Here is a 17312-nt window from a genome sequence, read left to right on the forward strand (position 1 = left end):
CTATCGCGGGAGAAGTCCTGCAGACAGACAGGAAAGGTCGAGCGTTCAATGTATTGGGCGGGTGATTTCACATGCGTCGCAGCGTCGGAACTGCTCGACCTCGGCATGAAAAAACAACATAATGGCAAAGGTTATGACGAGGAATAGTGCATTGATGCGCAATTAAATTCCGAACAACGGCTTGTCGGGTGGGGAGATGATGTACGCGTTGTGGGATCAAAAGCGACCGCGCCCGCCGGCCGTGGCACGGCATGCTGGCGTCGCCATCCTCGCCACCGTCCTGTCGGCGGCGCTGCCTTTCGCGGCTGCCGGTCAGGTGCGGCCGCCGGTGCTGCAGGCGCCGCCGGTGCAGCCGGGCCCGCCGCAGGCGCCGCCGCCGCCCGGGCCGGGCACGATCCCGGGGGCGCCGCCGGGGCAGGCGGCACCGCCAGGCGCCGAGCGGGTCTTCGCGACGCCCTCGGCCATCGAGCTGGAGGGCGGCACGGTCTACCCGCCCGGCGTGCTCGACGAGATGACCCGGCCGCTGGTGGGAAAGCGCGTGGCGGTCAGCGAGCTCTTCGCGCTGGCCCAGCGCATCGAGGCCAAATACCGCGCCGACGGCTACTTCCTCACCACCGTCTTCGTGCCGGCCCAGCGCGTCGCCGATGGCCGCATCCGCATCCGCATCGTCGAGGGCTACATCTCCAACGTCGTGGTCGAGGGCAATGTCGGCGACGTCTCGAGTCAGGCGCAGCGCTTCCTCGATCGGGTCACGAGCTCGCGGCCGGCCAACCTGCGCGATGTCGAGCGCTACCTGCTGCTGACGCAGGACATGCCGGGCATCACCATGAAGGCCGTGCTGCGGCCCGGCAAGGAGCCCGGCTCGTCCGAGCTGGTGGCGCAGCTGCAGCGCACGGCCTGGGACGGCCTGTTCCAGGTCAACAACCGCGGCTCGAAGTTCACCGGCACCCAGCAGGGCACCCTGGTGCTGGGCACCAACTCGTTCACCGGCCTGGCCGAGCGGCTGGAGGCCACGTTCTTCACCACGTTCGACCGCGAGCAGAATTTCGGCCAGCTCAACTGGTCGAACTATATCGGCAGCGACGGCCTCAACCTGCGGGCCTTTTTCGGGCACGGCCGGGTCAAGCCGGGCGAGGCGCTGCAGGTCGTCGACTACGACGGCGTGCTGACCGTGGCCGGCGTGTCGCTGAACTATCCGGTGATCCGCTCGCGGCCGCTGAACCTCAATGTCTGGGGCGGCTACGACTACTATCATTCCAATGCCGACGTGCTGGGCAACGTGCCGATCGTCCGCACCGACCTCAGCGTGCTGCGGCTGGGCGCCGACGCCAACTACCGCGACGACTGGAACGGCGTGACCTTCGGCAATCTGCGGTTCTCACAGGGCGTCAACATATTCGGCGCCACCAGCAAGGGCGATCCGCTGCTCAACCGCTTCGGCGCCGATCCGACGTTCTTCAAGTTCAACGGCGAGGTCAACCGGCTGCAGGGCATCTGGACCGGGGCGGGCTTCTCGCTCAACGCGCTGGGCACGCTGGCCGGGCAGTATTCGGGCGACATCCTGCCGTCCAACGAGAAGTATTTCGTGGGCGGCGACCGCCTGGGGCGTGGCTACTTCTCGGGCCAGGTCACCGGCGACAAGGCGGTGGCGGCCTCCATCGAGCTGCAGCTCAACTTCGCGATCACCTACGACGAGGGTGTCGACTCGAGCGGGCCGTCGCGCGGCGGCAGCCTGCCGATCCAGCTCTACACGTTCTATGACCATGCCAAGGTCTGGAACAACTCGACGCTGGAGGTGCGCAGCCAGACGGCGCGCTCGGTCGGCGTCGGCATCCGGGTCAGCATCCTGGAGAGCGTCGCGATGGAGCTGGAGGGGACGCGGCGGCTCGATCGCGATGTCGACGGCGCCACGGCACGGCGGCTCGATCCGTGGGCCCTTTATGGCCGCCTGACGGCGCGCTTCTGAACGGCTCGGCGTTGAGTGCGTCACGCCGGCCCCGCCGGGGCGGGCGCCCGGCGTATGCGTGGTGGCGACGATGTCGACACTCCATGGGTGCGATCATGGCACGGCAGCGATCCGAGACGAGGACGAACGCGTCAGCGGCTCACCCCTCACCCCGCGGCAGCGGGGAGAGGGCGGGGCCCATCGCGAAGCGATGGGAGGGTGAGGGGTACGAACGATCAGTCCCTGTTCTTGCCGCATGGCCTGAACGTTCCTACCCGCGGGGAGAGGAGGACGCGACGGTGGCGGCTTCCGGCACGCGTGCTGGTGCCGCGGGTGAACCCTCCCCCAACGCAGTTGGGGGAGGTGGCAGGGCATTCGCATACGCCCCTTCCGTCATCCCGAGCGTAGCGAGGGATCTCCCGCGAAGGGCGCACCGTGCGCCTTGCCGCAGGAGATCCCTCGCTGGCGCTCGGGATGACAGCGACGTCATATGCGAATGCCCTGCACTGCGTGGGGAGCAGAGACATGTCCACTCCGTAGCGCTCCCGCCGGGAGAGGAAGACGCGACGGCGGTGTCGCGTGCGAAAGCCCTGCCTTCGAGGGCAAGGATGAGCCGGCGGGCCCATCTGCTGGCGGCGACGGCGCTTTCGGCGCTGGTTGGCTGGGGCGTGCTGTCGTTCACGACGCCGGCGGTGGCGCAGGTGCCGACGGGCGGCAAGGTGGTGGGCGGCAGCGCCACGATCACGACGGCGCCGACCCAGGTGACGGTGAACCAGACGACCAGCCGTGGCGTGATCGACTGGCAGAGCTTCTCGATCGGGCAGGGCTCGCGGGTCGACTTCCAGCAGCCCGGGGCGAGCGCGGTGACGCTGAACCGGGTGACGGGCCCGGATCCGTCCGTGATCGCGGGCCAGCTGACGGCGAACGGGCAGATCGTGCTGGTGAACGGCGCAGGTGTGTTCTTCGCCAACGGGGCGCAGGTGAACGTGGGCGCGCTGGTGGCGTCGACGGCCAACATCAGCGACGCGAAGCGGTTCATGGCGGGCGGGCCGGTGACGTTCGACGTGGCGTCGCCGAACGCCAACGCCGGGGTGGTGAACAACGGCAGCATCACGGTGCGGGACGGCGGTCTTGTCGGCCTCGTGGGCAACATGGCGGCCAACAACGGCACGATCAACGCGCGGCTGGGGCGGGTGACGATCGGCGGCGCCGAGACGTTCACGGTCGACCTGGCGGGTGACGGTCTGATCAACTTCCAGCTTGGCCAGCCTGTGTCGCGCCAGCCGACGGACGCACAGGGCCGCAAGGTGGCGCTGGCGTCGAACACGGGGACGATCAACGCCGACGGCGGCGTGGTGCAGATGACGGCGCGTGCGGCGGGCAGCGTGGTCGACAACGTGGTGAACGTGGGCGGCGCGATCCGGGCGCAGGCGGTGAGCCAGGAGGGCGGCGTCCTGGTGCTGGGCGGCGAGGGCGCGACGGTGAACGTGACGGGCACGCTGGACGTGTCGGGCAAGACCGTCGGCCAGCGCGGCGGCCAGGTGATCGCGACGGCTTCGGGCGGCAAGGTGAACGTGGCGTCGACGGCGGTGATCGACGCATCAGGCGCGTCTGGCGGCGGCAAGGTGAACATCGGTGGCAGCTACCAGGGCAAGGGCCCTGTGGCGAACGCGCGCGACACGACGGTGGAGACCGGGGCGCGGATCAACGCCGATGCGACGCGCCTGGGCGATGGCGGCACGGTGATCGTGTGGTCTGACAACGCGACGGTGTTCGGGGGCACGATCTCGGCGAAGGGCGGCCTGAAGGGCGGCGACGGCGGCTTCGCGGAGGTCTCGGGCAAGCAGCACCTGGACTATCACGGATTCACCGACCTTCGCGCGCCGCTGGGCACGGTGGGCACGCTGCTGCTCGACCCCAGCGACATCACGATCAGCGCCGGTGCCGATGCGAACATCGATACCACGACCACTCCTGGGACCATCTTCAGCGATAGCGCCACCTCTACTCTGAGCGTCACGACGCTGCAGAACGCATTGACGAGCGCCAACGTCGTTGTTGACGCGGCCGCCGGGACGAATGATGGCGCCGGCAGCATCACCGTCGCCGATCCGGTGATCATCCCCAACGGACGGACGCTGACGCTGAACGGCACGGATGACATCAGCATCAACGCGGCCATATCGACGACTGTCGGTGGCAACGCCAATCTCGTCGTGTTGACGAAAGGGGGTGGGATCTTCAACAACGACAAGGGTTCGATCTCGCTGGGCAGCGGCACGCTGACCCTAAACGCCACCGGCAGCATCGCTCTCGGCACCGCTCCTGTGACCGCTGGCGTGGTCAACTTCAATGCTGGTGGCAGTGTCAACCTGGCCAATGCCAATAACGCCATCGGCACGGTCGCCGCCGGACCGAGTTCGGCAGGTTCGATCTTGGGCAACATCACCATCGTCAGCAAGACGGCGATGACGGTCGGATCCGGCGGGATCAGCGCCGGTGGGGTCGTGAATATCAAGTCCGACGGGCAAGTGCTCGTGAGCGGCAGCGTTTCCAGCACCAGCACATCGGGATCCGTCACGATTGCATCAACTGGCGCGTCCGCGACGGTGGGCAGCGCCGGCAGCATATCTTCCGCGACAACCGTCGACGTAAGCGCCCCCGGCCAGGTCCTCGTGGACGGCAGTATAAGCGGCGCCGGCGACGTGACCATCACGGCTGGCACAGCGACCGTGAACGGCAGCATCACGAGCACCGCCGGCGGCCTTGTGACCATCACATCGGCTGGCCAGGTCGTTGTGAGCGGCACCATCACGAGCCCGGCAGCGTCGGGGGGTGTCGATATCAACGCGACCGGCGTCGGCGCACCAGTCTCCGTGACAAGCACTGGCAACATATCTGCCGACCAGACCGTCTCCATTGGGGCCAGCGGCCAGATCATCGTCGCGGGCAGCATCGCGCAGACCGGTGCCTTGGGTGCCGTGAACCTGGATGCCGACGGTGCCGACGCGAACGGCGTCGGCATCCTGCTGCAGGCCGGCAGCAAGATCAGCTCCGCTGCCACCAAAAGCTCTCTGCCGGGTGTCCTGGACCCGGGTGTCGTCCTTGAGACGACCGTTGGTTCTATCGAGCAGACCGGTGGCAGCATCATTGCCAACGCGCTGCGGGTGGACTCCGGCGCTTCGGTCTCGCTCGCCAGCCCGACGAACGACGTGAACTTCATCGCCGGCTCGGCGGTAACGAGCTTCCGCTATGTCGATGCAGACGACATCAGCCTGGGTATTGGCTCCGTCTTCGACTTTGGATCGGGTTCGGTAGGGTTTGTCCAAGGGATCACGATCGGAGCCGGTAGCTTTGTCGACATTGCGGCCAACAAGATCGCAATCACGACGGTGACTGACACGTCGGGGATCGTGACCGGCAAGGTCGGCACGATGTTTCTCGGCGAAGGGGTGGTCAGCAATCCGACCGGCAGCGTGGTGTTCCGGCCGTTGACGGCAGGGACGCCGATGGTGATCGGCGGCACGACCGGAACGACGCTGACCGAAGGTGCCCTGACCGCCGGCATCGCCGCCGGCACGCTGCGCATCGGCTCGATCGGCCGTACCGCGGGCACCACCCTCGGCGGCGCCACGACCACGGGGGAAAGCGCCGCCGGCGCGATCACAATTCAAGGACTTAACCTCTTCAGCTCGGCGGTCGGGACCCTGGTGCTCGAGTCCGGCACCGGATCGATCACGCAGGCGGCGACCGGTTCCCTGGCTGTCAACGCGCTTGCCACCGCCGTGGTGGGCGGCGGCTCGGTCGTGCTGACCAACGCATTCAATTTCGTCAACACGATCGCCCATGTCGCCCGGCTGAGCGACACGACGCTGGACACACAGACCGGCACCTACCAGTTCACGGGCAATGGCACCGTGACGGTGGGCGCGCTCGGTTCAGCGGCCCTGCCGCTGGTCGGTGCGCGCGACAGCGGCGCCACAGCCGGCCTGCCGGCCAACGCCGCCATCGTGACGACCGGCGGCAATGTCAGCCTGACATCGACGGCGAGCGACACCATCGTGATCAGCAGTCCCCTGGTCGCCATCGACGCCGTCGTGACCCTGAACTCGGCAGGTCCGATCAACAACACGGCGACGGGCGTGATCGATGTCGGCAACGGCAGCCTGATCATGACGGCCGATTTCGGCGGCATCAATCTCAGCCTGGCCCCGGTAAGGGCCGGCGTCGTCAACTTCAACAGCGCCGACGGCAATGTGCTTCTGACCAATGCCGGGAATGCCATCAGCACCCTGGCGACGACGCCGAGCACGGCCGCCTCCTCGGAAGGCGTCAACATCATCGCCATCGGCAGCTCGGTGCCGATGACGGTTGCCGGCGGCGGCATCACCACCGCAGGCATCGTTCTTCTTCAGTCGAGCGGCCTGCTGACCGTGAACGGCAACATCAATGCTGGCTTGGCAGCCGCTCTGTCCGGAGTCGGCGGCGTCCTGCAGACGGCGGGCACGATCACCAGCCCGCAGGTCAACCTCTCATCCGGTGCGGGGACATCCATCATCCAGACGGGTGGCAACATCATCGCCACCAACCTCAACGCCATCGCCGGCGATAGTGTGCAGCTCGTCAGCGTGACCAATGATGTGGCCAATGTCTTTGGCTCGGCCGGCGGCGACTTCCGTTACGTCGACGCCAACGCTGTCGTGCTGGGTGAGGCCGGCATGGGCTTTGGCATCACCATCGGCGCCGGCCGGTATCTCGACATCTCGGCCGACGGCATCAGCATCGTGGCCGGCGCCAAGATCGGCGCGATCGCGGGATCGGGCGGGCCGGCCGACAACCCGACGGGCGTGACGGTGCTGCGGCCGACGACGGCGGGTGCGCCCCTGGTGATCGGCGGCACAGGCGGCACCGGACTGACGGAAGCGGCCCTCGTCGGCAGCGTTCGCACCGGCACGCTGCGCATCGGCTCGATCGGCCGTGCGGCGGGCACGCTGCTGGGCGGCGCGACGACGGCACAGGAGAACGCGGCTGGCGCGATCACGATCCAGGGCCTGGATCTGCTGACGTCGAGCTTCGGGGCCTCGGCGATCGAGACCCTGGTGCTTGAATCGGCCGCGACCGGCACGGCGATCGGCCAGACGGCGCCGCTGCGCGTGGGGCACCTGGCGACGGCGGTGCTGGGCAGTGGCGCGGTCGAGCTGACCCAGGACAACTCGGTGGCCGGGCTGGCGCATATCGCGCGCATCAGCGACACGGCGCTGGGCACCCAGAGCGGCACGTTCCGCTACGTCGACGGCACCTTCATCCCCGTGGTCACGGCCGGCGGCGCCGGCACACCCCTGATCGGGCAGCGCGACAGCGGCACTGCGCCGGGGGCGCCGCCCGAAAGCGCGATCCTGACCACGGGTGGCGACGTGACGCTGGTGTCGCGCAGCAGCGGCATCCAGTTCATCAACGGGCTGGCCGCCGTCGGCGCCACGGTGCGGCTGAGCGCGCCGGGCGACATCTTCCAGGATGCGACCGGCGGTGTCGTGGCCAACGCGCTGCTGGCGCGCGCCGGCAGCGTCGACCTGTCGGCGGCGGCAGGCCTGAACAACGTGCGTTTCATCGCCGGCGTGGCGTCGGGCGGCTCGGAGACGCTGGGCGACTTCCGGCTGATCAACGCCAGCAGCGTGACCGTGCCTGCCGCGGGCGTGGCTGGCGACAGCCTGGTGCCGACGGTGGCGGGTGTGCAGGCGGCATTCGGATCGACCCTGGAGCTGGCGATCGCGACCGGCGACATCACGGTCAACGCCCCCCTCTACGCCGACAGCGGCCTGATCCTCCTGCGGCGGGTAGCGGGTGCCACCGGCAGCGAGATCATCCTCAACGGCACGTCGTTCTCGGGCGGCGAGGTCGGCCCGCCGAACCTGGTGGTGCTGGACCTGACGGGCAGCGCGGACCTGCTGTCGGGCAATTTCGCGGCGCTGAAGACGAGCGTGACGCCGCCCCAGGGCACCTCGCCGATCGCGGCCGGGCCGAACGCCGACGGCACCATCGTGCTGAACAACGTGAACGCCGGCGACACGACGATGTACCTGGTGGGCGGGGCGGGCTCGGCCGTAGGCGGCAGCGGCACGTTCGGGCTCCTGGGTGTGTACGTGTCGCATGCCAACCCGATCGCGCTGACGGGCAGCGTGCGCACGGTGGATCCGACGGCGCCGCATTCGGTGACGGCGGGCTTCACCGAACCGTTCGACGCCACGACGTTCGCCGGCTTCTACGTGCGGCGCATCGGGCCGCCGGTGGCCGTGCAGACGTTCAATGGCTGCCCGATCGGCTCTGGCATCTGCGTCGTTGACATTCCGCCGACGGTGCAGCGTCCGCCGGATGCGCCTGGCACCGCGGTCGGCACGCCACAGGACGTGCTGGTGATCGACTTCACGACCGACCGCAGCCCGCCGACGCCGCTGGGCCTGTCGAGCATGATCCTCGTGAACCAGGGCAACGAATACTTCTTCAACATCGACGAGGAGCGGCGCAAGCAGCGCGCCGCGCGGGGTGGACAATGAGCGCTCTTGAAAGCACGCTTTGGGTTGCGCTCACTCGCCTTCATCATGCGGGCGTCACGCGGAGACATCGGTGCGTTGGGATGGCAACGGAAACTTGAGCGAGGATGACGACAAGTCCTGGCTGACAGTTATTGGCTGAATTGAGGTTCGTAGAATGGCACGGCGGCGATCGGTGATGAGGGCGAGCGCATTGCGGGCTCGGGTTGGGGTCAGCGGACCAGTGGTCGGGACGCGTAGCGGGCTGCGTGGCGGATTGCTGGCGGCGACGGCGCTTGGTGCGCTGGTTGGCTGGGGCGTGCTGTCGTTCACGGCGCCGGCAGTGGCGCAGGTGCCGACGGGCGGCAAGGTGGTTGGCGGCAGCGCCACGATCACGACGGCGCCGAGCCAGGTGACGGTGAACCAGAGCAGCAGCCGGGGCGTGATCGACTGGCAGAGCTTCTCGATCGGGCAGGGCTCGCGGGTCGACTTCCAGCAGCCCGGGGCGAGCGCGGTGACGCTGAACCGTGTGACGGGGCCGGATCCGTCCGTGATCGCGGGCCAGCTGACGGCGAACGGGCAGATCGTGCTGGTGAACGGGGCGGGGGTGTTCTTCGCCAACGGGGCGCAGGTGAACGTGGGCGCGCTGGTGGCGTCGACGGCCAACATCAGCGACGCGAAGCGGTTCATGGCGGGCGGGCCGGTGACGTTCGACGTGGCGTCGCCGAACGCCAACGCCGGGGTGGTGAACAACGGCAGCATCACGGTGCGGGACGGCGGTCTTGTCGGCCTCGTGGGCAACATGGCGGCCAACAACGGCACGATCAACGCGCGGCTGGGGCGGGTGACGATCGGCGGCGCCGAGACGTTCACGGTCGACCTGGCGGGTGACGGTCTGATCAACTTCCAGCTTGGCCAGCCTGTGTCGCGCCAGCCGACGGACGCACAGGGCCGCAAGGTGGCGCTGGCGTCGAACACGGGGACGATCAACGCCGACGGCGGCGTGGTGCAGATGACGGCGCGTGCGGCGGGCAGCGTGGTCGACAACGTGGTGAACGTGGGCGGCGCGATCCGGGCGCAGGCGGTGAGCCAGGAGGGCGGCGTCCTGGTGCTGGGCGGCGAGGGCGCGACGGTGAACGTGACGGGCACGCTGGACGTGTCGGGCAAGACCGTCGGCCAGCGCGGCGGCCAGGTGATCGCGACGGCTTCGGGCGGCAAGGTGAACGTGGCGTCGACGGCGGTGATCGACGCGTCGGGCGCGTCGGGCGGCGGTCGTGTGAACATCGGGGGCAGCTACCAGGGCAAGGGCCCTGTGGCGAACGCGCGCGACACGACGGTGGAGACCGGGGCGCGGATCAACGCCGATGCGACGCGCCTGGGCAATGGCGGCACGGTGATCGTGTGGTCAGACAACGCGACGGTGTTCGGGGGCACGATCTCGGCGAAGGGCGGTTTGAAGGGCGGCGACGGCGGCTTCGCGGAGGTGTCGGGCAAGCAGCACCTGGACTATCACGGATTCACCGACCTTCGCGCGCCGCTGGGCACGGTGGGCACGCTGCTGCTCGACCCCAGCGACATCACCATCCAGGCTGCCGGAACCAATGATACATCGGCGACTGGCGGCGATCCCAACACCATCACAGGCAACAGTGCGGCGTCTATTCTGACAGTGACGACGCTGCAGAATGCGCTGGCGAACGCCAACGTCGTTGTCGACGCAGCCGGAGGAACGGGAACGTCGCTCCTTGGCTCGATTACCGTAGCCGATGCCGTGAGCATCCCGAACGGGCGGACGCTGACGCTGACCGCGCCGGGCTCGATCGCCATCAACGCGCCTGTTTCGACGCCAGGCGACGCAAATCTGGTGATCACCACCACTCAGTTCGGAAGCATCACCAACGCTGCCACCGGGGTGATCTCCCTGGGCAACGGTACGCTGACTTTGAATTCCACCGGCGGAATCAATCTCGGTGCCGCCTCTGTCACTGCAGGCACAGTCAACTTCACGTCGCAGAACGGCAGCGTCATCATCAATGCCCCAGGCAACTTGATTGGCGCCGTCAGCGGAACGGCCACCACCGCCGGGCAGGCGAACATCCAGATCGTCAGCGGCAAATCCCTGACTGTCGCAAACGTGTCGGCCAGCGGTTCCAGCACCGCCGGCGGTAGCCTGGTCTCGATCACCACAAGCGGCGTGCTGTCCATCAACGGCGATATCACCAGCGATATCGTGTCACTGACCGCCACATCGGGGACAAACACATCGATCGTCCAGGGAGGGGGCAATATCGTTGCCAATAAGCTCCAGGCCTCTGCCAGTGGTGCCGTGCAGCTCACCAGCCCGACGAATGACGTGACCTTTATCGCCGGTTCGGCCGGGACGAGCTTCCGGTATGTAGATGGCAATGATGTCAGTTTGGGCATTGGAAACGTCGTCAACGTCGGTTCGGGAACGATTGCGTCTGTTCAGGGAATTACGGTCGGGGCTGGCGGCTTTGTCGACATTGCCGCCGATCAGATCGCGATCACAAGAGAGACCGGCACGCTTTCGGGACCAGTGACCGGTCGGGTCGGCACGATGTTTTTTGGCGAAGGTATCGTGGACAATCCGACCGGCAGCGTGGTGTTCCGGCCGTTGACGGCAGGGACGCCGATGGTGATCGGCGGCACGACCGGAACGACCCTGACCCAAGATGCCCTGATCGCCGGCATCGCCGCCGGCACATTGCGCATCGGCTCGATCGGTCGCGCCGCGGGCACGGTGCTGGGCGGCGCGACGACGGCGCAGGAGAGCGCCGCCGGAGCGGTCACGGTTCAACAACTGAATCTGAATCTTTTTGGGTCAGGGGTCAGCACGCTGGTGCTCGAGACAGGCGCCGGATCAATCACTCAGACGGGTTTCCTTCGGGTCGGCGCCCTGGCCACTGCGACGCTGGGTGGCGGCTCGGTCACCCTGACCAATGCCACCAACGCGGCGAACACGATCTCGCATGTCGCGCGCATCAACGACACGGCGCTCGGAATCCAGTCCGGCGCCTACCAGTTCACCGGCAGCAACACCGTGACGGTGGGCACGATCGGGAGTGGACCGCAGCCGCTGCCGCTGGTGGGCCTGCGTGATGGCTTCTTCATGACAGGCGGCAGTGTCGAGCTGACATCGACATCGATCGGGACCATCATTGTCAGCAGCCCCCTGATCGCCATCAACACCGTCGTGACGCTGAGCGACCCGGGGGCGATCTTCAACACCGCCGGTGGCACGATCGACGTCGGTAGCGGCGGCACGCTGAACCTGAATTCCGGTAGTTCCATCAATCTCTCCGCTGCTCCCGTCGTCGCCGGCGTCATCAATTTCACGGCGGACTTCGATGTCACCATCACCAACCCGGGCAATGCGATCGACACGATCGGGTCGGTGCTGAGCGTGGCCAACTTCGGCCAGATCCAGATCTTCAGCACGAAGTCTTTGACCGTGGCCAGCGGCGGCCTGCGATCCCAGGGCAGCACGGCCGGTGTCACGCTGTCGAGCAGCGGCCTGCTCACGATCAACGGCGATGTCCAGGCACCGACCGGCCAGGTCACGCTGATCGGCAGCGGCGGCATCCTCCAGACCGCCGGCACCATCTCTGCTCCGATAGTCGACCTCGACAGCAGCGCCGGAGATATTGTCCAAGAAGGCGGCAACATCGTCGCGTCCGGCGGTCCCGGCTTTACGGCTTCGCTCACGGCGACCGCTTCGGGTTCCGTCGACCTCGCGAGCGCGACCAACGACGTTGTCACCCTGGTCGGTGCGGCGGGCGGTGATTTCCGCTATGTCGATGCCAACACGGTGTCGATCGGCCAAGTGTCCACGTTCCCGATCGGCATCACCATCGGCGCCGGCCGCTACCTTGACATCGCCGCGAACACCATCGACATCCTGCCGGGTGCGCGCATCGGCGGCATAGCAGCGGGTACGCAGCCGGCCGACAACCCGACGGGTGTCACGGTGCTGCGGCCGACGACGGCGGGCACGGCAATGGTGGTCGGCGGCGCCGGCGGCACGACCGGCACGCTCATGACGGAGTCGGGTCTGATCGGCGCCGTCCGCACCGGCACCCTGCGTCTCGGCTCGATCGGCCGTGCCGCGGGCACGGTGCTGGGTGGTGCGACGACGGCGCAGGAAAGCGCGACAGGGGCGATCACGATCCAGGGCCTGGACCTCATCACGTCGAGCTTCGGGACATCGGTGATCGAGACGCTGGTGCTCGAATCGGCCGCGACCGGCACGGCGATCGGCCAGACGGCGCCGCTGCGCGTGGGGCATCTGGCGACGGCGGTGCTGGGCAGCGGCGGGGTCGAGCTGACCCAGGACAACTCGGTGGCCGGCATCGCGCATATCGCGCGCATCAGCGACACGGCGCTGGGCACGCAGAGCGGCACGTTCCGCTACGTCGACGGCACCTTCATCCCGGTGGTCACGACCGGCGGGTCCGGCACGCGGCTGATCGGCCAGCGCGACACGGGCGATACACAAGGCGCGCCGCCCAACAGCGCGATCTTCACCACGGGCGGCGACGTCACGTTGGTGTCGCGCACCAGCGGCATCCAGTTCATCAACGGGCTGGCGGCCGTGGGTGCCACGGTTCGCCTGAGCGCACCGGGCGACATCTTCCAGGATGCGACCGGCGGTGTCGTGGCCAACGCGCTGCTGGCGCGTGCCGGCAGCGTCAACCTGACAACGGCAGCCGGGCTGAACAATGTGCGCTTCATCTCCGGCATCGCGACCGGCGGCTCCGAAACGCTGGGCGACTTCCGGCTGATCAACAACGCCAGCGTGACCGTGCCCGCCGGCGGTGTCGCCGGCGACAGCCTGGTGGCGACGGTGGACGGCGCGCATGCCGGCTTCGGCGCGACCCTGGAGCTGGCCATCCGCACCGGCGACATCACCGCCAGCAACACGACGCTGACGGCGGCGGACGGCCTGGTGCTGCTGCGCCGGGTGGCCGGCGCGACGGGCAGCGAGATCATCCTCGACAACGTGTCGTTCGACAGCGGCTCCGGGTCGCCCAACCTGGTGGTGCTGGACCTGACCGGCAGCCCGGCGCTGGTGCCCGGCAATTTCGACGCGCTGAAGTCGAGCGTGACGCCGCCCAACGGCACGTCGGCGATCCCGATCGGCCCCAACCCGGACGGCGGCATCCTGCTGACCAATGTCAACGCCGGCGACACGACGATGTACCTCGTGGGCGGCCCGGGCGCGACGGTCGGGGGCAGCGGCACGTTCGGCCTGCTGGGCGTCTATGTGGCGCACAGCAACCCGATCGCGCTGACCGGCAGCGTGCGGCAGGTCGATCCGACGCAGCCGCATTCGGTGACGGCGTCCTTCGGCGAGCCGTTCGACGCCACGACGTTTGCGGGCTTCTATGTGCGCCGGCGCGGCGCGGTCGTGGACGTGCAGACGTTCAACGAGTGCCCGATCGGCAGCGGCATCTGTCCGACGCCGCCGCCACCGCCGGAAGAGGAGATCGAGATCCCGCCGACGGTGCAGCGGCCGCCAGATGACCCCGGCCGCCTGGTCGGCGTGCCGCAGCAGCCCCTGGTGATCAATTTCGCCACCGACCGCAGCCCGCCGACGCCGCTGGGGCTGTCGAGCGTGATCCTGGTGAACCAGGGCAACGAATACTTCTTCAACATCGACGAGGAGCGGCGCAAGCAGCGCGCCGCGCGGGGTGGACAATGAGCGACATCGCACGGTCCAAGTCCTCGAGGACCGCGGGCCTCCGGCCCGCTCATGAGCAGGCGGGACGCCCGCGCTGCGGGGAAGCGAGCGCCACGGTCGCATTCCTCGCCGCGCTGCTGGCGACGACCAGCGCGCTGGCGCAGCAGCCGCCGGCGCCGGCGGGCAGCCCGGCGGGGCAGACGCGCACCGGCGAGGCCTGCGTCTACGAGCCGGTGGCGCCGGAGCCCGTCATGCGGGCGCGCCAGACGGTCGACATCCGCTGCGGCAAGGCCGGCGATCCGGTGGCGCGCGTCTACCAGGTCGACGGCACCAGCGACAGCGCCGGGCTCGCGGCATGGACCGCGTCGGGCGTGTGGCGCGGCCTGCTCGACAGCCGCGCCTTCTGTGAACGTGGCTCGGCCACGACCCTGGCGGGCCAGCCGGCGGCGCTGCTGGCCTGCGCCCGGCGCTCCGGCGGCGTGCCCTATGTCGCGGTGGCGACGGCGCGCGGCGGCTCGACCTTCCTGGGCGAGGGCCTGTCGACGGCGGCGCCGGCGATCGAGGCCACCATCGCGGCGCTGGCCGGCGGCGGCGCCGGCGGCGGCCGCGCCAGCACCATCACCACGGCCCTGGGCGGCCGCTACGCGGCGACCTACAACGCCGCCGACGCCGACCGCTACGCGGCGCTGATGCGCCTGGGCGCGCGGCACAACATCGAGGAGGAATACGGCCCGGCCGAGCGCAACTACCGCGAGGCGCTGGCGCTGCAGCAGCGCCTGTTCGGGCGCGACAATCCCGACCAGGCCGATCCGATGGCGCATCTGGCGATGAACATCAGCAACCAGGGCCGCTTCGACGAGGCGAGCACGCTGTTCCGCCGCGCCGAAGCCCTGGCCGCCAACACGCGCGACCCGCTGATTCGCGCCCGGGTGCGCCAGTACGTGGCCCAGCATCTGGCCAACCAGGGCCGCCGCGCCCAGGCGCGCGCCGCGCTGGACGACGCCGAGGCGCAGTACTACGTCGCGGCGCCCGACCTGCGCACGCTGGTGGAACGCGCCACGGTGCGCCCGCCGGCCGACGCGCCGGTGGTGGCCTACGGCGTGCGCGGCCAGCTCTTCGTCGATCCGCGGCGCGATGAAGGCAGCCGCATCGGCTCGTCGCCGGCGGTCGTGACCCCGAACACCGAATGGGCGGCGCAGGGCGTCGCCGAGATCTACCGTACCCGCGCCCTGCTGGCGCTGGGCGACAACCAGCCGGAGCAGAGCCAGGCCTATGCCAGCAAGGGCATCGCGCTGCTGCAGGCGGTCGGCGCCGATCCCGGCGGCGTGCGCTGGCGCATCGTGCGCGTCGCCGGCCTGGGCGCCGAGGCGGCGCGGAACCTCAACCGCGCCAGCAGCGAGCTGGGCGGCTCGGCGCGCGGGCTGAGCGATGCGCTGCCGCAGTCGCAGCCGGCGGCCAAGACCTACTTCGAGTCGGGGGCGGTGCGGCTGCAGCGCGGCAATCCGTCGGCGGCGCTGTCGGAGTTCCGCAGCGGCGCGCAGATGCTGCGGGCGCGGCGCAACACCGTGCCGTCCGAGACCGTGTTCCCCTATCTCGACGCGCTGGCCGCCGGCTCGCGCTCGCTGTCGGGCGCGCGCGCGGTCGAGATGTTCGATGCCACGCAGCTGATCGGCTCAGGCGTCACCGCCGCCTTCGTGGCCCAGGCGGCGCTGCGGATGGGCAGCGCCCATCCCAGCGTCAAGGCGCTGCAGGACCAGGAGCAGGCGCTGGCCGAGCTGTACCAGCGCCGCGACATCGCCACCAACGCCGGCGCCGACGCGTCCGTGGTGCAGGACATCGATCGCCAGGTCGCCGACGCCACCAAGGCGCGGGATGCCGCCGAGCAGGCGGTGCGCCGCGACTTCCCCAACTACTTCCAGCTCCTGCATGGCCAGCCGACGGCGGCCGACCTGCTGGCGCGGCTGGGCGCCGGCGATGCCTTCCTGCAGATCGTGCTGGGCGAGAAGGGCGGCTACGGCGTGCTGGCGCGCGACGGCGCCGTGACCGCCTATCCGATCAACCTGTCGCTGGCGCAGGCGGCGCAGACGGTGCAGGCGCTGCGCCGGGCCTTCATGCCCGACGCGCGCGGCGAGCTGCCGCCCTACGACGTGGCGCTGGCCTACGACCTCTACCAGAAGCTGCTCGGGCCGGTGGCCGCGCGGCTGGCCGGCGCGCGCGAGCTGATCGTGGCGACCGACGGCGCCCTGCAGTCGCTGCCCTTCGCCCTGCTCGTCACCCAGGCGCCGCCGCCCATCACCGGCCCCGCCGACTACAAGCAGGTGGCATGGCTGGTGAAGTCGATGACGCTGTCCTACGTGCCGGCGGCGCAGTCGCTGGTGCTGCTGCGCGGCGTCGCGGCACGCTCGCGGGCGCCCAACGCCTATGTCGGCTACGGCGGCTTCACGCCGATCTCGACGGCGGCGGCGGCGCAGGCGCTGCAGGTGGCGCGTGACGGCGCCACGCCGGTGCCGGCCGCCTGCGGCACTGATGCGCGCGAGCTTGCCACGCTGCCGCCGCTGGCGCTGGCGGCATCGGAGGTGGCGCTGACGGCCGACAAGCTGGGGGCCGGCCGCGCCGGCGCCCATATCGGCCCCGCCTTCAGCCGCTCGTCGGTGCAGCGCGGCGGGCTCGACCGCTACCGCATCGTGCACTTCGCGTCGCACGCGCTGCTGCCCACGGAGCTGCGCTGCCTGCAGCAGCCGGTGGTGCTGACCGGCGCCGGCACCGGCGGCGAGGCGCTGCTGACGGCGGCTGACATCGCCGCCCTGCGGCTCGATGCCAACCTGGTGGTGCTGTCGGCCTGCAACACGGCCGGGCCCGACGGGCGTAGCGCCGGCGAGGCCTTCTCCGGCCTGGCGCGCTCGTTCTTCACCGCCGGCACGCGCGGCGTGCTGGCCTCGCACTGGAACGTGGCCGACGAGTCGACGACGCTGATGATGATCAACCTGCTGACCGACACGGCCAAGGGCACGCGCGCCCCGGTGTCGCTGCGCAACGTGCAGGTGGGCATGATCGACGGCGCCGGCGCCGGCACCGACCCGGTGCGCTGGGCCCACCCCTTCTACTGGGCACCCTTCGTCTACGCCGGCGGCTGAGGATC

At 69.4% G+C, this 17312-nt stretch carries 4 protein-coding genes; all 4 read left to right on the forward strand.

All coding sequences use genetic code 11. The features are described 5' to 3' along the window. The first annotated feature begins 241 nt into the window (after positions 1-241). Positions 242-1966: a ShlB/FhaC/HecB family hemolysin secretion/activation protein gene (locus tag FHP25_RS14275; RefSeq protein ID WP_178133529.1), complete on the forward strand. Its 1725-nt coding sequence runs from the start codon at positions 242-244 to the stop codon at positions 1964-1966. A 587-nt stretch (positions 1967-2553) separates the two neighbouring features. Then, entirely contained in the window at positions 2554-8496 is a 5943-nt protein-coding gene (locus FHP25_RS14280) for a beta strand repeat-containing protein (protein ID WP_178133530.1), read from the forward strand. Positions 8497-8716: 220 nt separating this feature from the next. Then, positions 8717-14194 carry a beta strand repeat-containing protein gene (locus FHP25_RS14285; RefSeq protein WP_178133531.1) on the forward strand — a complete coding sequence of 1826 codons (5478 nt, stop codon included), beginning with the start codon at positions 8717-8719 and terminating at the stop codon, positions 14192-14194. Beyond that, the gene (locus tag FHP25_RS14290) at positions 14191-17307 is read left to right on the forward strand and encodes a CHAT domain-containing tetratricopeptide repeat protein (protein ID WP_147847614.1); all 3117 of its coding nucleotides are present in this window, start codon (positions 14191-14193) and stop codon (positions 17305-17307) included. The genes FHP25_RS14285 and FHP25_RS14290 overlap by 4 nt, the downstream gene beginning before the upstream one ends. Positions 17308-17312: the final 5 nt, after the last annotated feature.

Origin of the sequence: Vineibacter terrae, from assembly GCF_008039615.1 — a bacterium.
GTDB classification, from domain to species: domain Bacteria; phylum Pseudomonadota; class Alphaproteobacteria; order Reyranellales; family Reyranellaceae; genus Vineibacter; species Vineibacter terrae.

Coding starts and splice junctions, on each gene's coding strand:
- FHP25_RS14290 (WP_147847614.1), top strand. CDS start 14,191: ATGAGCGACATCGCACGGTCCAAGTCCTCGAGGACCGCGGGCCTCCGG.
- FHP25_RS14280 (WP_178133530.1), top strand. CDS start 2,554: ATGAGCCGGCGGGCCCATCTGCTGGCGGCGACGGCGCTTTCGGCGCTG.